The organism is Campylobacter sp. RM16192 (assembly GCF_004803855.2).
In the GTDB taxonomy this organism is placed as follows: Bacteria; Campylobacterota; Campylobacteria; order Campylobacterales; family Campylobacteraceae; genus Campylobacter_A.
The window spans coordinates 307,921-325,514 of record NZ_CP012552.1; the positions used below are offsets into that span (position 1 = coordinate 307,921).

Genomic DNA, 17,594 nt, shown 5'->3' on the forward strand with positions numbered 1-17,594 from the left:
TGTAACATAGCGCAAAGCCCTAAAGCGTAGTATCTAGCGTTGATTTTTATTAGTAGTAAATTTTGGCTTTTTTGCTCTCGTTTACTGTATAAGTTAGTTTTGCTTCCTATACCGTTTTTATAAAAACTTAAAGTAAATGAGAGGTGCAAAAAACGGCTTAAGGTTTTTATCTGTTTTTTTGGGTTTAAATTAGACAAAATGAATAAAAAGCGATGAGGTTAAATAAGGGATTATGCCCTTAACTCTCTTTTGTTGTTGTGCGCTTTGTAAGAGGCGTTTGTAGGCTTTTCAAGAGTAGCTAGGGTTATTATCTCTTTGAAATCGCACGGCTCGGCGTAATTGTAAATCAAGACGATCAAGCTTGCTTAATGGAGCTGGTTTATTAAAATCGATAATCGGCGCAGTAGCTTCTACGCGATACAGTGGTAAATTGAGATTATTTTTTAGAGCTTTATCATAAAAATATACGCGTTCAAGCACTCCAAGCTCGTTTTTTATGTAGTGTGTGTTTTGGTAGGTTTGTATTTCAAATGCTTCTAAATTAAAAGGCTTTTGGCTATCAAAGCATAAATCAATACTAGAAACGTTATTAACTGCGCTTAAAAGCTCTGTGATGAGGTCAAGGGACGGGGCTGGTTTATGATATTGCCTTAGTCCGTAAAACTCAATAACGGCTTTTTTATCGCAGTTATTTAGACTTTTTGTAGTGGCGTAAAATATGCTCATATCCTCTAGTTCGTAAATATTGATGATTTTCAGTCCTCTAAATTCATAACGGCTCACGATCTTAATCTCTTTTTTGTTTCGCATTTTGCGCCATTTTAGCCCGTGATTTTTGGCTATGCTTTTTAAAATATCAAGCTTGCTAAAGTGCTTTTGTGCAATCGCATTTTTAAAAAAGCTGGCTCGAATAGTATCGATTTTTACTTCTGGAGTTTCAGCTAAGATTTTGTTAATGTAGGGTAATATTTCCACGTTTTAAAAACCACAATTAAGGGCGGTCGCTTGACACTAGCCGCCCTTATAATTTTGCTTAAATTTTGACTTCACGGGGCATATTTTTAGCTTTTATCGCCCCGATTATTTTCTCGGTTAGCCTTACCTGTCCTTTGGGTGTTATCATCGGAGTAAACCCCTGAACTTTTTCGCCGTTTGGCTTTTTGTATACGCACGGGATGTAGCGCAGATAGTCTTTATCTAAATATTCTTGATAAGGCTCGTTGTTTGATTGCAAAATTTTCAACTCTCGCATTATTTGAAAAATACGCGCTCTTCCTGTATTTATGCCCTGATGTTGATTGCAAAGCGTTTTAGCGTATGTTCCTATTAAAATGCACCCGTCGGTAGCTTCCACCGTTCGCCCGTAATCCACGTAAGGCTCATCGGCTTTTATTTTAGCTTCGAGATATTTATTTTTGTCTTGCGTGTCGGCGTAGTCTAAAAGAATTTTGGCTACCGCTCGCGGGTCTGCTAAGACGTCTTGAATGCTTGTAGGGTTGTTTTGCCCGTTTAGTATGTAATCACTAGCCCAGTCTCTGAATAAAATCGTCTGTGGCGTTTCGGTCAATTTAAATCCGAGAGTAATAACTCTTTTTTTAGTCCAAAATACCATTTTTTGAGGCTTTTGATACACCCTAGTAGATCCCACTGGGGTGTCTGTTAGTACGCCTTTGCCGTCGTTATACATATCTTTGTAATAATAATGCATTCCCTCTATGTATTCGGTCGCTCCTTTGGTTCTTTGTTGCTGTATTGCGTTTTGGGTTACGCCAAAACCTTGAGCTACTTGTCTGTCTGATAAAGCCCAAGTGTCTTGATACTCAATAACCTCTAAATTTAGATTGTTAAATGCTACTATTGCACTCATTTTTAAGCTCCTGTTCTCTTTTTGGCTTTGTCAAAATCGACGATATACCACCATTTAAAACGCTCCCCGTTGGCTTGTATGTCTTTAATCACTCCTTCGCGTTTAAGGTCGCCTAAATACTGATTAGCGTTACTTATGCCTAAGTTTTTTTGTCCAGCCGTTACGCGCCCTTGCTCTAGCATTATTTTTAACAGTGTCTTTTTATGTCTACTATTTCTCATTTTTGTCCTTTTTCGGCTCTCTTATGCCCGCTTTAACCTCTAGGGTCTTAATGCTTTCTCGCTGTTTCTGCACTATGTGAAATAAATCAAATGCACAATCCAGCAAAGACTGATCGGCTCCGTCTATGCTTGCCACTTTGTAGGTATGCAAATGCCTTTTAAAAGCCTTTAGCATAACTTCATCATTTGCGCTAAAGCACACTTTGCTAGGTTTAAAATTTAACTTATTCATTGTGTGCACTCCTTTGAATAAAAAAGGTCTCGATTATCCTTTTATTCTCATCTTGTAGGCTTTGGAGCTGTTTGCCTTGCTCTACTAAGGCTAAGAATAAGTCAAAAGCTACTCCGCTAAAATCTGCGGTTTTCATATTGCCACTATTTAGCGTTTCCTCGAATATGTGAGGGTAGCACTCTTTTAGCATTCTCGCATATTGTTCGCGCGCTTCCTCGTCGGTATCGGCTAGCTTAGCCGCAGTTTTTGCAAATTTGCCCTTAAAAGCTTCCGTATAAGCATGAAATAAATCAAAGGCTACCTTTAGCCCCTGATCAACTCCTTTGTGTAGCTCACTCGTTCCGCTTTCTAGTGCTACTTTTAAAATATCGGGGTGCTTTAGCTGTAAATAGGCGTGAAACTGCCCGTATAGTCCAGCTTCGGCTTCATCTTTAAACCTAGCCATATTACGCGCCCTTTCTCATAAAAAACGCCTCTACTTCGGAGGGGTCAAAAAAGGTAATGTTTTTGCTGAATTTGATAGGTCTTAAAAAGCCTTGTTTAGCAAAATACCACACTGTGCTTAATCCTATGCCGTAAATCTGTGCGATTTGCGACGCTCTTAAGTATTTTGGTTTTAGTTCGGTTTGCTTCATCGTTTAGCCTTTAATATGTGTATTAGTCTTGCAAAACTAGGCTAATTATGGCGCGATTTAAAATACTACGCAACGAAAAATATTTTTAGGCTTGTAGTGTGTGTTGAGGTATTTTTTGTAAAGTTAGTGTGTTTTTAGTGAGTTTTAAAAAAGTAAAAGCCCATTATTTAGGGCTTTATAGATAGCTAAAAATATTTTTAGGTTATTTATGCGTTTTTGTCGTTAGGATTAAAATATTTATAAATTTTGTTCGCTAGTGTCGCTTTTTTGTTTTTATCAACTCCGACAATTTGATACATATCGGCTTTTAATACTAGGGTGTCGGTAAATTTTGTTCTTATTGCTTGTGTGTTATTTAATAAATCGTATCGTTCTTTTTGCTCTTTAAAGGGTTTAAAATACTCGTCTGATGTTTGCTTAAACTCTAAAAAAGCAAGAGTTGTTTTTATTTCCATTGGTGTTAAATAATTGAATTCGTCGTCAAAAAATCCATTTACCTCTGTTTGTAGGTCAAAATTATCCATTATGTGCTGTTTATCAAACTCTCCTTTATAAAAATAAAAAGAGTGTTCTAAAAGTTGAATAGCTTTTAAATAGTTCTCGTATCTTATGACTATGGCGGTTTTGCTTTGCTTTGTATCTATGATGTTTTTAAAAAACTCCGCAAAGGCTGTTATTATTTCGTCTTTTGCTTCGTCTATCTGATAAAACTTCGTTAAAATTTCAAGCTCCCAAAAAATATCATAATTGCCAAATTCAGCCTCAAAGCTATCATTTACCCGATACCCTAGCATATCGTTAAAAGCGTTAATATAATCTTTTTTGTCGTGTCTATTGCCTGCTAATACCTTTTGAATGTCTGTTATAACTAACTCTATCGCCTCTTTTGTTATGTTACTTTTATTGTCTTTGTTATCTTGTGTATCTCTTGTTTCGCTTAGTTTTGCCATATCTTGCCCCCCTAATTATCTTTTATGTCTAATATGTAATCGCTCCACCAGTCAAGCAGGATTTTAAGCTCGTCTAAAAAGTCGGCTTTTTCTGAATAGCTTAAGTCCACTCTATCGCCGTGTAGATGATCAAGCACTTTTTTAATAGCTTCTTTGCTTACTTTGTGCTTTTGCATATTGTTAAACGCTTGCGTCATAAATATGCCTCTTAGGCTATGCAGGGTTACTACGCGCCCCGTTTGCCTATCTCTAAAATTAAAGCCCTTAATTGCATTCGTGGCGGTGTCTTTGTGGATATGGTCGGTAAAGTGAGAATTAATAAAGACGTATTCGTATGCTCTGCTTAGTCTGGCTTGATCTTGGATTATTCGCATAACCTCATCGCTTAACGGCAATTTAAAATCGCCTATTTCGCTACGCTTAATTTTTTGCTCGGCTCTTGGTATTGTTAAAATTCTTTTTTCAAGATCAAAATATTTCCATTTTAGGCGCGATAACGGCGCAGCTCTTAGCGGTATGTGTAGGCATAGCTTCATCGCGTTTTTAATCGTCTCAAAATGTGGGTAGTCGTAAATAGAGTTAAAAAAGGCTTTTAAATCCTCGCGCTCGGTCAATTTAGCGTAATGCTCTACCTTTGTTTTGGGTATGATTGACTTAGCGTCAATATTGCCCATAATATTAATATCAGTGTAGCCACTTGATACGGCAAATAAAAAGACGCGGTTTAAAATTTGATTGATTATCTCGGCAGTCTGCGGGGTTGCCTTTGATACTTCTTTGAGTATTACCGCTATTTCGGCGTGAGTTATGCTTTTTATGCCTCTGTCTTTTAGTATCGGCATTACGTGATTTTCTATGCGCCCTCGCTTTGTCTTTAGCGTCTGTGGCAATATGCTCTTAGCTTCTAGTTCCAGCCACTCATTAAAGACTTTTTCAAAGCTACAGTTATGATCGCTTATTCTTTGAGCTTTGGCGCGCTTCTTATCTGTTATCGGGTCTGCCCCACTCATTACGAGCTTTTTAAGCTCGGTTCGCTTTTCTCTAGCCTCCGCTAATGATAAAGTAGGGTAATTACCTAGCCCCGTATTGTTTGGTTTGCCCGTGTCCGGACTAATAAAAGCAAATACCCAGCGTTTGCGCCCTGTCTTGCTTACGATTAGCCCTAAGTCGTCGCCGTCTGTAAGCTTGTAATCTTTGTCTTTAGGCTTAGTTTCTCTTATCTGCTTATCGGTAAGGGGCTTTACTATTCTTGACATATCGCCATAACTCCCTAAAATACGTTATTTGAGACGATTTAAAAATATTTTTTCAATTTATTGGATCAAATTACTCATCAAAAATATTTTAAAAATCGCTGTCTTATGCTCGTTAAGTGCCTAAAATACGGAGTTTGATGAGGTTTAAAAATATTTTTCTCTTTTAGAGTATTTTTTAAGCTTTCAAAATACCTATTTTAGGCGTTTCAAGCGTTTTAAAACATTTTTTGGAGTGCTTTGTAAGCCCGATGAATAGAGCGTTTTGTGAGTTTTAAAAATATTTTTTCGCTTGACTTTTAGAATTTTGCCAAAAATATTTTTAATTTTAAAATGTTTTTAAATCTTTAGCTTTGCCTGTTTAGTTTAGATTGTTTTAGAGTGTTAAAATCTCTCAAAGTCCGTATTTTAGGGGGTTTGTTAGAGTGCTTTAGATTGTAAAAAATAGTAGATGGTGGTTAGAGGCAGAATCGAACTGCCGACACGCAGATTTTCAGTCTGCTGCTCTACCGACTGAGCTATCCAACCACCTAAAAAAGAAATGTGATTATACACTTTTAAATTTTAAAATTAGGTTAAATACAAAATGAAATTTTATAAATTTGCAACAAATTCTTTAAATTTATCTCCTCGCTCGGCGTAGCTATTAAACTGATCAAGGCTTGCAGCAGCAGGACTTAGAAGAGCTATCTCGTCTAAAATTTGAGCCTCTTTTGAATTTGCTTCCTTAGTCGGTTTTTTTAAATTTTTATCTATTTGTGTTACGGCTACATCTAAAAAATCGCATTTTAGAGCTGGAATTTGAAATTTCTCAGCTAGCCTCATAATCTTATCGCTATTTGAGCCGATAGCGTAAATTTTAGTATTTGCGCTATTTATAGCCTCAAAAAGCTGGGTCATATCGACACCCTTATCATCTCCGCCTAGGATTAGGTGCAAGAATTTATTCTCATATCGCTTTAGAGCTTGAATGGTCGCGTCGATATTGGTAGCTTTTGTGTCATTTACCCAAATCCGCCCGCATTTGTCATTAAATTCTTCAAGTTTATTGCTCTCTATCACAAATTTGTTTAGTAAATTCGCGTCGCATTTATCAAAGATTATTTTTTGTACCGCCAGCGCTAAAAGAGCGTCCATTAAAAACGGCACTTTGAAATTTATCTCATTTGTGGCAACTCCGCAAAATTTAGCTAAATCCTTTTCGTTTTTATAGCTTATGACCTTTGCAAGAGTCGGAGTATTAGCGTAAATTTCAGGCAATATTGCAACCGAGTTTTCTCTCATCATACCAAGCGGCTTAAGCTTGGCGGCTTCATAAGAGCCCATATCGCCGTGCCAAGTAAGATGATCGGGCGTTATAGGCAAAAGCACGTATATATCAGGCTTTGCAAGGTTTGTATAGTGAAGCGTGAAAGAGCTCGTCTCCAGTATCCAAATTTTAGCTTTAGTATCTAATTCAGCTAGTGGAGTGCCTACGTTTCCGCCCATTACCGAGCCTTTGTCTTCAAGCAGGTGTTGCATCATCTTGGTTGTGGTTGTTTTGCCGTTTGTTCCGCTTATCCATACGCTAAAAGGCATTTTGGATGCGAAAAAATCATATTCACTTATCAAATTTTGCGATTTTTTAATCAGCTCATGATACGGAGGAAAGCCGGGGCTTGGGATCTCAAGTTCGCTTTTGTCTGGATTAAATTCACTTACCGGCAAAAGATTATTTCCAAATTCATCCTTTGAAATTTGGCTAAATTTGTCATCATATACATCCCAAATTCCCTCATCTTGGCAGTTTTTGGCAATAGCCTTGGTTGTGCCTCCGTAACCGAACAAACTTCTTTTCATTATCTTATCTTTAATGCGGTTAGCGCGATGAGGTTTGCTAAAAGCGCGATGATCCAAAATCTAACGATGATTTTGTTTTCAACCCAGCCTTTAATCTCGAAATGATGATGAATAGGCGCCATTAAGAAAATTCTCTTTTTGAAAATTTTAAAGCTTCCAACCTGCAAAATAACGCTTAAAGTCTCAATTACAAAGATAAATCCTATGATAATAAGCAAAATTTCGTTTTTGGTCATAACTCCCATAAGTCCTATGTAAGCGCCTATGCTAAGACTTCCGCTATCACCCATGAAAACTTGTGCGGGATGGCAGTTAAACCATAAAAATCCCATCAGAGAGCCGATTAGAGCCGAAGCGATGATGATAGTTTCGCCCACACCGATGATCTTTGGAAGTAGCAAATAAGAGCTAAATAGCGCATGTCCGCAGATATAGGCAAAAATTCCTAGCGTAACAAGCGAAAGCATTGCAGGAACTGCCGCAAGCCCGTCAAGCCCGTCCGTTAAATTTACCGCATTTGAGGCCGCAACTATAACTAGTGTCCAAAAGACTATGGCAAAAATTTTAAGATCCAGTAGCGGGAATTTATAAAACGGCACATAAAATTCGGTTCCTATATCGCCGCTAAGATAAAGCACGGTTGAAACCGCAAAAGATACTAAAATTTGAGCTAAAAGCTTGGCTTTAGGGCTTAGCCCCGCGTGGTTGTTTGCGCCTAGAATTTTTGATATGTCGTCTTTAAATCCGATCGCCGTAAAACCCGCAAGACAGAGCAAAGAGGCGATAACGAAGCTATTATCAAGTCTGGCACAGATGATAGTTGCCAGTATTGCCGTTAGCATAAAGACTACGCCTCCCATGGTCGGGGTTTTTTCTTTTTTTTGGTGTGTTTTTGGAGCAAGCTCGTAAATCGGCTGACTGGCGTTTTTAGCCCTTGCCCAAGCGATAAATTTAGGCATAAGATAAACGGTAAGTGCAAAAGATATGAAAAACGCTATGCCTGCGCGAACTGTGATGTATTGAAAGATGTTAAAATTTAGGATTTCATAAAGATAATAAAACATGTGAGCCTTTATTTTTAAAAAGAGTAATTTTAGTATAATGCTCTTAAAATTTATCTAAATTTAAAGAATGAAATATGAAACAAAAAACTATTTTAGTGATAACAGACGGCATAGGATTTAATCCAAACTCAGAATTTAACGCATTTGCAGCGGCGAAAAAGCCGACTTATGATTGGCTATTTAAAAATGTGCCAAATTCGCTTATCAAGACTTCAGGTCTTGCGGTAGGCTTGCCTAAGGGGCAAATGGGAAATAGCGAAGTAGGGCATATGTGCATAGGAAGCGGGCGGGTTTTGTATCAAAATTTGGTAAAAATTTCGCTTGGGTTTAAAGACGGCTCACTCTCTCAAAACGCAAAACTAAAAGAGCTTTTTACAAAGTGTAAAAATATCCATATAATAGGGCTTTATAGCGATGGGGGCGTGCATTCTCATCTTGAGCATTTTGATGATATGTGCAAACTTGCTAAGGATAACGGATGTGAAATTTACGCTCATGCGATAACCGATGGTAGGGACGTAGCGCCTACGAGTGCGGCGGAGTTTGTGAAGCAGCTTGAAGAGAAATTTAACGTGGCTACGGTTTGCGGTAGATTTTACGCTATGGATAGAGATAAGCGCTGGGATAGGGTAAGTGAGGCTTATAAGACTATGATTGATGGTGCAAATTTACAGAGCCTAAAACCAAGCGAATATATCCAAAATAGCTATGACGAAGGCGTTTTGGACGAGTTTATAAAACCTGCCAGTTTTAACGGCTTTAAAGGGATTGGCAAAGATGACGGAGTTGTGTTTATAAATTTTAGAAATGATAGGATGAGGCAGATAGTAGCGGCGTTTGGTGTGAGCGAATTTAGTGAATTTAAGCGCCCTTTTGTAGTGCAAAATTTAGTAACTATGACGGAATACGACGCAAATTTTAGCTTTCCTGTTTTGTTTGAAAACGATAAGATAACAAATACTTTAGCAGAGGTTATATCTCGTGCCGGACTTCGCCAGCTTCACACGGCAGAGACTGAGAAATACGCTCATGTGACTTTTTTCTTTAACGGCGGAGTTGAGGAACTGCTTGAAAACGAAACTAGAATTTTAATCCCAAGCCCAAAAGTTAAAACTTATGATGAAAAGCCCGAAATGAGCGCTGATGGTGTGTGCGATGCGGTTTTAAAAGCGATTGATGACGGGCAGGATTTTATCGTAGTAAATTTCGCAAACGGCGATATGGTAGGACATACTGGCGATTTTAATGCGGGCGTAAAAGCAGTAGAGGCTGTAGATAGCGCGCTTGGTAAGATTGTCGCTAAGGTAGAGGAAAAGGGCTATGCTATGATAATTACGAGTGATCACGGTAACTGCGAAGAGATGCGAGATAAAAGCGGAATGCTCACAAACCACACGACTTACGATGTGTTTTGCTTTGTGCTGGGTGATGGAGTGAAAGAAGTAAAAACCGGTGGGCTAAATAATATCGCAGCAAGCGTTCTTAGGCTAATGGGACTTGAAAAACCGGCCGAGATGGACGAGCCGTTGATTTAGGATATTTGTTTCTGATGAAAACATATTCGCCATTAAGATATCCTGGCGGGAAAGGCATTTTGTTTAGTTGGATTAGTAATTTGCTAAGACAAAATAATTTAATAGGCGGTAATTATATAGAATCTTATGCTGGTGGAGCAGGACTTGCCTTTGGTCTAGTTTTAAATGGTCTTGTGGATAGAATTTTTATAAATGATTTTGATAGATCTATATATGCTATTTGGGATTGTATATTAAACGATACAGATAATTTTATTGCTAAAATCAATAACGCTCAGGTAAATTTAAAAGAGTGGCAAGTCCAAAAAGAGATAATCAAAAATCAACAAGACTACTCAAATTTAGAGCTTGGTTTTGCCGCGTTTTTTTTAAATCGCACAAATGTTTCAGGTATCATAAAAGGCGGGCCAATTGGCGGTATGAAACAAAGTAGCAAATATACTGTTGATTGCAGATTTAATAAAAAATATTTAATTCAAAAAATCATACAAATTGCAGATAAAAAGACTAACATTGAAATTTTTAATTTAGATGCGGTTGAGTTTATAAGTCTCATTGTTAAAATGGCAAATCGCAAATCGTTGCTCTACCTTGATCCGCCTTATTATAAAAAAGGTCCTGAGCTTTATAGAAATTTTTATCAGCACAATGATCATGTAAAACTTTCGCAAATTTTAAAAGATATAAATCTTCCTTTACTTGTAACCTATGATAATTGCGATGAGATAAGAGAGCTGTATTTGAAATTTGATAAATTTGATTTTAATCTTAGATACTCGGCTAGCTTAAAACAAAAAAGTATCGGCAGTGAGCTAATGATTTTTAAAAATTTAAAGATGATTGATAAGCCAAATTTAATAAAAGGGGTTTAAATGGGCGTTAAAGAGCAAATTGATAAACGAAATACGTTAGCTAGGATGATAAAAGAGCCAGAGAAAAATTTTATAGGTGATGTTTTTAAGCTTGATTATCAAAATGCTTGGGTGCTTACAAACGATGCTTATAAAGAGAGAGTTTGTGGAATTCCGCTTAATAGCTTTCTTTTGGGTGCTAGTTTTAATCCAAATGATTTTTCAAATGCAAAAGAACAGGAAAAAATTGTATTTTTATTTAGAATGTTGGGCTCTTGTGAAATTCCAGGCGATAGCGAAAAGATAAAAACTCTAATAGAGCATTATCAATCAAAGCCTGAGATTTATTCTGACGATGAACACGATAATATTGAACCTATAACTCACTCTTGGCTTCAGTTTGGAGGGCTTGAGTGCGAGATTATCGGTTCTTTTTATATGGAAGATGGCAAATGGATGTTTGGGGCTGATATAGAGGATTATCAGTCAATGGCAGGCATAAAAGTATATAAGCCAATGCAAGATGTTTTGCAAGCCATTGTAAATTATATAGATCCTTATAAAAAGCAAAAGATGAAAAAAGATGCTTCTAAAATGGGTTTTCATGATATACCTGAGCCGTTTTTGATAGGAAATTTACGCTATACATCCACAAATAGACTCCAAAAATTGAATAAAGATTCTGAAGTTGAGGTCAAAATTCATCCGGCTGATTTTTTATCCAGACGCACGGCTGTTTTTTGGTATGACAAGAACAGGTAAATCAAACACTGTCAAAACGATAATATCTGCAGTTTGTATGGCAGCTAAAAAGGCTCAGATCAAAATCGGGCAGCTTGTTTTTGATATGAACGGAGAGTATGCAAATGCAAACGGGCAAGATGATGGGTCGTCTATAAATGATGTATTTTTTGATAATACGGTTAGATATAGAGGGCTTGAAACGCAGGGATTTTTTGATTTAAGAGATGATTTTTACTCATCTCTTGAAAACGGACTTGAGATTATCAAGAGCCATATAGAGCAGAGTCAAAATAACTTATCAGACTCAATGCAAAAATTTCTTGGCTTAGAGTTTAATAACGATGAGCCGCAAGAACTATCAGAAAAGACAAGATGGCATAAAAAACGGGCAATTTATCACTGTATGCTACACAATATGGGCTTTAGTTTTCAAGGCGAGCTTAAGTGCAGATTTGAAATTAGTAAAGAAATTTGGCTTATTTTGTTTGAATACTTACAAAGTCAAGACAAATTTGATATAAATGAAATTTCTTGTCTTAAAAGTCAAGACCAAAAAGTTGAGTTTATGAAAGATAAATACGGAGATCCTGCAAAGGGGCTTGAGCCTTTTGATATGAAAGATTTTTTGGCTATGGTAAGAGATGTTAGTCTTGGACTAAAAAAGATTAACAAAGAGCTAAAAAGTAAATCCAGCAAAAGAAATTGGCTTGATAGTGCAGAGGAGGCTATGCTAAATATTATTGTAGGCAAAAACGATAGCGAAAGATCAATAAACACAAAGTCTCTATTTCAAAAATCCTTACCATACCACTCGCCAAAAGGAAACAAAAATATAAAAGAGGATATTTTCAACCATCTCCAACAAGGCAGAGTTGTTATTTTGGATCTATCTGTTGGGTTGCAGTCAGTGAAGGCAAATATGTCAGAGAAAATAGCAAAATTTATTCTTGAGAAAAATATCGATATAGTTAATCAAAATTTACCGGCAATGCAGTGTGTGCTTTATGTTGAAGAAGCTCATAACTTAATAGGTAAAAACAGTAATTTAGACCAAACTTGGCCTAGGATTGCAAAAGAGGGGGCAAAATTTGGGATAGCTTTAGTTTATGCTACACAAGAGCCATCATCGGTGCATCCAAATATTTTGGCAAATACCGAAAATTTATTTGTAACGCACTTAAACAACGATGACGAGTTAAAATCTTTATCAAAATATTATGACTTTAAAAGCTTTACACCATCACTTAAAAAGGCTCAAGATGTCGGTTTTGCAAGGATAAAAACCCTTTCGTCAAACTATGTCATACCAACACAAATTAAGCTATTTGATCCAAATAAATTAAAACTTGAATATCAAAATTTGCCAAATCATGTGGATTTTATACCAGCTCCAGATCCTGATAGGATAGAAAATGCCATTTAACGGTGAATTTGCATCTAAAATTTCGCATTTTGATATTATGAAAAACCCGGATATTATTGAATTTTTGCAAAGTTGCCCTGATGTGCCAAGACCGAGTGTTCAAAATATCAAGGATTTGATAGAAAACGAATACCATACTTCATATTTTAAGACTTATAAAAACGCTAAAATGCCAAAATTTGTGCTTTCTTTGGACGGGTCTTGTTATGAAGTTTTAGCCGATAAGGATTTTCCAAGCAGAAAGCTAGGGTATATCAAAATAGGGCTTGTGTTTCTAGATGTGCAAAGATACGATGGTATCGCATCTAACGATAAATATAAATACATAGATCCTAAGCAAGTGGCAAAACTCCAAGACGACATTAGCTGCCTCTCTTTTGCCCTGCCGGGTGCTTATGTACAAGAAAAAGGCGATACTTCTGCATTTGAAAGTTTTAGAAAAAGACTTTTAAAAATTTTTAAAAGCGAGCAGTATAAATTAGGCAACTATAGATTAATAGATTCACTATTTGAACTCTCTTTAAGGATAGAAAAAGCAGAGTTGAAAAATAGTAGGAAAAATTTTAAACTGGATAAATGTCCAAATAGAAATTGTGGTAAAAATGACAAATTTGAAATAGAAATTAACGATGAGTATGTTATTTGTCCTTATTGTAAGAATAAAATTTTTGCAACAGATGTTTTAAGAGTGCACGAGCCATTTACAAACACGGGTGAGAATCAAGGGACTTATTCTAGGGTTATGAATTTATTAGAACATTTGGTTTTGTTTCATTATTTAAATTACATTTATAACAATGACATCAAATTTCTATCGGAATTAGCCGTGATTTTAGATGGACCTTTGGCGATCTACGGAGAGGGTGCGAAATATCACAGAGCGCTAATGATGGCATATTATGAGATGCAAAGAAAGTGTGTAGATAGCGGATATTCTGAGCCTATAATTATTGGTCTTGTTAAAACGGGCAGAATTGTGGAACATTTTTTAAATATGAAAAATAGACTCTCTCAAAATGTAATTTTTCCTATTGATGATAGGTATAGGTATGAGTTTATAAATGAAAAAGACGATAGCCAGGATAAACATTTTGGAGTAGAAACTTATTACGGTCAGGATTTTTTCATCAAAAGCTCAGATCATAGACAATTTGTAGTTTGCGTTTTATATCCATTTTCTAATAAAACAGAGGATTTTCATAATGAAAAAATAAAGATATCTCATTATAAAAATTTTGACTCAATCCTTGCTACGATTATAAAATTTGAAACAGATATGTATCAAAACGGCTCAGTACCGGTTATCTTGGCTCACAAACACTCGTCTATTAGTCTTAAGCCAGGCGGCAAAATGCTTGATATTTTGTCTAGAAAATATTTCAAATAGTTGATGTGGCATTAAGCCCAAAACAAGTTCTTTAAGGTAGAATTATTAAAATTTTGACTTTAAGGATATATATGAAATTCACTGGAAAAAATGTATTAGTAACTGGCGGAAGTCGAGGAATCGGAGCTGAAATTTGTAAGGTTTTAGCAAGTATGGGTTTAAAAGTATGGATAAACTACCGCTCAAAGCCTGAGATTGCAGATGCTTTACAAGCCGAGATCATAGCTGCCGGCGGTCAAGCTGCAGTGATAAAATTTGATGCAACAGACGAGGATGAATTTATAAAAGGCATAAATTTGATAGTTGATACCGATGGCGAACTAAGCTATCTGGTAAATAACGCAGGTATCACAAACGACAAGCTTGTACTTCGCATGAAAACGGACGAGTTTATAAACGTGCTAAATGCAAATTTGACATCTGCCTTCATCGGCTCAAGAGAGGCTTTAAAAGTGATGAGCAAAAAGCGCTTTGGAGCGGTTGTAAACGTAGCTTCCATAGTAGGTGAAATGGGAAATGCTGGGCAGGTTAATTATGCGGCTAGTAAAGGCGGCATGATAGCGATGACAAAGAGCCTTGCAAAAGAAGGGGCAAGCAGAAACGTGCGCTTTAACTGTGTAACTCCGGGCTTTATACAAACAGACATGACTGAAGTTTTAAGCGAAGAGATCAAGCAAAACTATATAAATAATATCCCGCTAAAACGCCTTGGAGATGCAAGCGAAGTAGCCGAAACTATTGCGTTTTTACTAAGTGATCACGCAAGTTATGTGACAGGCGATGTGCTTAAAGTAAACGGCGGACTTTATATGTAATTTAAGCAAAAATATATTAAAATCTGAAACATTTTTTATAAGGAGACCTGAAATGGCAGTTTTTGATGATGTTAGAGATGTTGTTGTTGAGCAACTTAGTGTAAGCCCTGAGGCTGTTAAGCTTGAATCAAAGATTATTGAAGATTTGGGCGCTGATTCACTTGACGTTGTTGAACTTGTTATGGCTTTAGAAGAGAAATTTGAAGTCGAAATTCCTGATAGCGAAGCAGAGAAACTGATCAGCATCAATGACGTTGTAGCTTATATAGAGAAATTGAATAAATAATTCTTTTTATAAATATAAACAAGGAGATATGTTGAAAAGAGTTGTAGTAACCGGAATTGGAATGATTAACGCTCTTGGACTGGATAAAGAAAGTTCGTTTAAGGCGATATGCGACGGTAAAACCGGCGTAAAAAAGATAACTTCGTTTGATGTTAGTGATTTTCCTGTTCAGATTGCGGCTGAGATTACTGACTTTGACCCGCTAACCGTAATGGACGGCAAAGAAGTAAAGAAAGTTGATAGGTTTATACAACTTGGTATCAAAGCGGCTCGCGAAGCTATGCAAGATGCAAATTTTAGTCAATTTGACGCTAGCGAATTTGGTATAAGCTCGGCTGCCGGTATCGGTGGACTTCCGAATATCGAGAAAAATTCATGCATATTGCTTGAAAAAGGTCCTAAAAAAATATCTCCATTTTTTATCCCTTCCGCACTAGTAAATATGCTTGGTGGACTAGTATCGATCGAGCATGGACTTAGAGGACCGAACGTATCGAGCGTTACTGCTTGTGCGGCTTCTGCGCACGCGATATGTGAAGCTGCTAAGACGATAATGATAGGTGAAGCAGAGAAGATGCTTGTCGTAGGTGCAGAATCAACAATATGCGGTGTCGGTGTAGGCGGATTTGCCGCTATGAAGGCACTTTCAACCAGAAACGATGAGCCTGAGAAAGCTTCTCGTCCGTTTGATTCTGATCGTGACGGCTTTGTCATGGGTGAGGGAAGCGGGGCTTTGGTACTTGAAGAATTGGAAAGCGCTAAAGCAAGAGGAGCTAAAATTTATGCTGAGATAGTTGGTTTTGGAGAGAGTGGAGATGCTTATCACATCACAGCTCCGACTCTTGAAGGACCGTTAAGTGCGATGAAAAGGGCGCTAAAAATGTCAGGCGGTATAAAAATTGATTATATCAATGCCCATGGAACTTCAACGCCTACAAACGATAAGAATGAGACAGCTGCTCTAAAAGAGCTATTTGGAGATAATTGCCCTCCTGTAAGTTCTACAAAAGGACAGACAGGGCATTGCTTAGGGGCTGCTGGAGCGATAGAGGCCGTAGTGTCTATTATGGCTTTGCGTGACGGAATCATACCTCCTACTATTAATCAAACCACTCCAGATCCTGACTGTGATTTGGATTATGTGCCAAATGTTTCAAGAAAAGCTGAACTAAAAGCAGTTATGAGTAACTCTTTTGGATTTGGCGGAACGAATGGATCGGTAATATTTAAAAAATTGGACTAATATGGCTAGTTATTTAGATTTTGAAAAAAGCATAAAACAGATAGATGATGATATAGCGAATGCTAGAATCAGAGGCGACGAGCATGCTGTTGAAATTTTAAATAAAAATTTAGAAAAAGAGACTGCTAAAATTTATAAAAATTTAAATGAATATCAAAGACTGAGCCTTGCACGTCATCCTGATCGCCCGTATGCTATTGATTATGTACGTGGAATGATGAGGGATTATTACGAAATTCACGGCGATAGGGCATTTCGTGATGATCACGCTATAGTTTGTTATATAGGTTATATAGGCTCAAAAAAAGTAGTCGTCATAGGTGAGCAAAAAGGTCGTGGCACTAAAAATAAACTTAAGAGAAATTTTGGTATGCCTCATCCTGAAGGGTATAGAAAAGCTCTTCGTGTAGCAAAACTTGCCGAGAAATTTAGCTTGCCGATACTGTTTTTGATAGACACTCCGGGCGCGTATCCTGGCATAGCTGCGGAAGAGCGCGGACAGAGCGAAGCTATAGCTAGGAATCTTTTTGAATTTGCAAATTTAAAAACTCCTATGATAGCTGTTGTAATCGGCGAAGGTGGAAGTGGCGGAGCGCTTGCGATAGGTGTAGCAGATAAGCTTGCTATGATGAGAAATTCGGTATTTTCGGTTATATCTCCTGAGGGTTGCGCTGCGATACTTTGGAACGATCCAAGCAAGCAAGAACAAGCTACTAAAGCTATGAAGATAACTGCCGATGATTTAAAGAGCTTAAATTTGATAGATGATGTTATCGAAGAGCCGATAAATGGTGCTCATAGAGATAAAGAAGGTGCTGTAAAAGCACTTACGACATATTTTACAGATGAGCTTGCTAAGCTTGAAAATAAAAATATGGAGCAAATTTTAAGCGCTAGAATGAATAAAATTTTATCTGTCGGAGCTTTCCAAGAGGGCAAGTAGGATAGCCTAGTCTTGCTCTTTAAATTTTTTTATTTACTCCAAAATTTGCTTTCTATAATATTTTTTGATTACTTGCACGACAATATAAAATTGTGGTTTTTAAATTTATTTGTAATGAATTGAAAAACCACAATTTAAAGTAACTTCAAGCGGTAAGTGGGTTGTAAATTTAAGCTTGAAAAACCTGTGAATGAAGATATAGCCCCTGAGCTTGTAGGTAAAGTACTGCATAAAGACTACAATGCAAGCGCAATATTTTTCGTAAAAGAAAAAATAGAGCTAAAATCAAAATTTGAGCGTGAATGA

Annotated in this window: 20 protein-coding genes and 1 tRNA gene; 10 read left to right on the forward strand and 11 right to left on the reverse strand. The window is 36.9% G+C overall.

What is annotated here, in order from left to right:
* Nucleotides 1-288 precede the first annotated feature (288 nt).
* From CDOMC_RS01590 to mraY, 11 genes are all read right to left on the reverse strand, one after another.
* Entirely contained in the window at nt 289-975 is a 687-nt protein-coding gene (locus tag CDOMC_RS01590) for an aspartate carbamoyltransferase (RefSeq protein WP_236861327.1), read from the reverse strand.
* A 58-nt stretch (nt 976-1,033) separates the two neighbouring features.
* Nucleotides 1,034-1,867, reverse strand: a complete 834-nt coding sequence (locus CDOMC_RS01595; protein ID WP_172127349.1) for a phage antirepressor KilAC domain-containing protein — start codon at nt 1,865-1,867, stop codon at nt 1,034-1,036.
* 2 nt (nt 1,868-1,869) lie between these two features.
* Nucleotides 1,870-2,088 (reverse strand): hypothetical protein, encoded by a 219-nt coding sequence (locus tag CDOMC_RS01600; RefSeq protein ID WP_172127351.1) that lies wholly within the window; start codon nt 2,086-2,088, stop codon nt 1,870-1,872.
* Nucleotides 2,078-2,320, reverse strand: a complete 243-nt coding sequence (locus tag CDOMC_RS01605; RefSeq protein WP_172127352.1) for a hypothetical protein — start codon at nt 2,318-2,320, stop codon at nt 2,078-2,080. The genes CDOMC_RS01600 and CDOMC_RS01605 overlap by 11 nt, the downstream gene beginning before the upstream one ends.
* Nucleotides 2,313-2,765 (reverse strand): hypothetical protein, encoded by a 453-nt coding sequence (locus CDOMC_RS01610; protein ID WP_172127353.1) that lies wholly within the window; start codon nt 2,763-2,765, stop codon nt 2,313-2,315. The genes CDOMC_RS01605 and CDOMC_RS01610 overlap by 8 nt, the downstream gene beginning before the upstream one ends.
* A gap of 1 nt (nt 2,766) precedes the next feature.
* The gene (locus CDOMC_RS01615; RefSeq protein WP_170020669.1) at nt 2,767-2,955 is read right to left on the reverse strand and encodes a helix-turn-helix transcriptional regulator; all 189 of its coding nucleotides are present in this window, start codon (nt 2,953-2,955) and stop codon (nt 2,767-2,769) included.
* Nucleotides 2,956-3,161: 206 nt separating this feature from the next.
* Complete coding sequence (locus CDOMC_RS01620; RefSeq protein WP_172127354.1) at nt 3,162-3,905, reverse strand: hypothetical protein; 744 nt, start codon at nt 3,903-3,905, stop codon at nt 3,162-3,164.
* Nucleotides 3,906-3,916: 11 nt separating this feature from the next.
* On the reverse strand, nt 3,917-5,161 hold the full coding sequence (locus CDOMC_RS01625; RefSeq protein WP_172127355.1) for a tyrosine-type recombinase/integrase: 1,245 nt from the start codon (nt 5,159-5,161) through the stop codon (nt 3,917-3,919).
* Between the two features lie 449 nt (nt 5,162-5,610).
* Nucleotides 5,611-5,686, reverse strand: a tRNA-Phe gene (locus tag CDOMC_RS01630).
* 66 nt (nt 5,687-5,752) lie between these two features.
* Nucleotides 5,753-6,997 (reverse strand): UDP-N-acetylmuramoyl-L-alanine--D-glutamate ligase, encoded by a 1,245-nt coding sequence (gene murD, locus CDOMC_RS01635; protein ID WP_172127356.1) that lies wholly within the window; start codon nt 6,995-6,997, stop codon nt 5,753-5,755.
* Nucleotides 6,997-8,061 carry a phospho-N-acetylmuramoyl-pentapeptide-transferase gene (gene mraY / locus CDOMC_RS01640; protein ID WP_172127358.1) on the reverse strand — a complete coding sequence of 355 codons (1,065 nt, stop codon included), beginning with the start codon at nt 8,059-8,061 and terminating at the stop codon, nt 6,997-6,999. The genes murD and mraY overlap by 1 nt, the downstream gene beginning before the upstream one ends.
* A gap of 74 nt (nt 8,062-8,135) precedes the next feature.
* On the opposite strand from mraY, the gene gpmI reads away from it, so the two are divergent.
* The 10 genes from gpmI (at nt 8,136) to CDOMC_RS01690 (ending at nt 17,594) form a co-directional block, all read left to right on the forward strand.
* Complete coding sequence (gpmI, locus tag CDOMC_RS01645) at nt 8,136-9,596, forward strand: 2,3-bisphosphoglycerate-independent phosphoglycerate mutase (protein WP_172127360.1); 1,461 nt, start codon at nt 8,136-8,138, stop codon at nt 9,594-9,596.
* A 14-nt stretch (nt 9,597-9,610) separates the two neighbouring features.
* Nucleotides 9,611-10,468, forward strand: a complete 858-nt coding sequence (locus CDOMC_RS01650; RefSeq protein WP_172127362.1) for a DNA adenine methylase — start codon at nt 9,611-9,613, stop codon at nt 10,466-10,468.
* A complete protein-coding gene (locus tag CDOMC_RS01655; protein ID WP_172127364.1) occupies nt 10,469-11,209 on the forward strand; it encodes a hypothetical protein in 741 nt (246 codons plus the stop codon).
* Nucleotides 11,193-12,614 (forward strand): ATP-binding protein, encoded by a 1,422-nt coding sequence (locus CDOMC_RS01660; protein ID WP_172127366.1) that lies wholly within the window; start codon nt 11,193-11,195, stop codon nt 12,612-12,614. The genes CDOMC_RS01655 and CDOMC_RS01660 overlap by 17 nt, the downstream gene beginning before the upstream one ends.
* Nucleotides 12,604-14,001 carry a DNA double-strand break repair nuclease NurA gene (locus tag CDOMC_RS01665; protein ID WP_172127368.1) on the forward strand — a complete coding sequence of 466 codons (1,398 nt, stop codon included), beginning with the start codon at nt 12,604-12,606 and terminating at the stop codon, nt 13,999-14,001. The genes CDOMC_RS01660 and CDOMC_RS01665 overlap by 11 nt, the downstream gene beginning before the upstream one ends.
* Before the next feature lie 71 nt (nt 14,002-14,072).
* Nucleotides 14,073-14,816: a 3-oxoacyl-ACP reductase FabG gene (gene fabG / locus CDOMC_RS01670; protein ID WP_172127370.1), complete on the forward strand. Its 744-nt coding sequence runs from the start codon at nt 14,073-14,075 to the stop codon at nt 14,814-14,816.
* Between the two features lie 52 nt (nt 14,817-14,868).
* Nucleotides 14,869-15,102: an acyl carrier protein gene (gene acpP, locus CDOMC_RS01675; protein WP_172127372.1), complete on the forward strand. Its 234-nt coding sequence runs from the start codon at nt 14,869-14,871 to the stop codon at nt 15,100-15,102.
* A 31-nt stretch (nt 15,103-15,133) separates the two neighbouring features.
* Nucleotides 15,134-16,345 (forward strand): beta-ketoacyl-ACP synthase II, encoded by a 1,212-nt coding sequence (locus CDOMC_RS01680; RefSeq protein ID WP_172127374.1) that lies wholly within the window; start codon nt 15,134-15,136, stop codon nt 16,343-16,345.
* A 1-nt stretch (nt 16,346) separates the two neighbouring features.
* Entirely contained in the window at nt 16,347-17,288 is a 942-nt protein-coding gene (gene accA, locus CDOMC_RS01685) for an acetyl-CoA carboxylase carboxyl transferase subunit alpha (RefSeq protein WP_172127376.1), read from the forward strand.
* Between the two features lie 156 nt (nt 17,289-17,444).
* A complete protein-coding gene (locus CDOMC_RS01690) occupies nt 17,445-17,594 on the forward strand; it encodes a hypothetical protein (RefSeq protein WP_172127378.1) in 150 nt (49 codons plus the stop codon).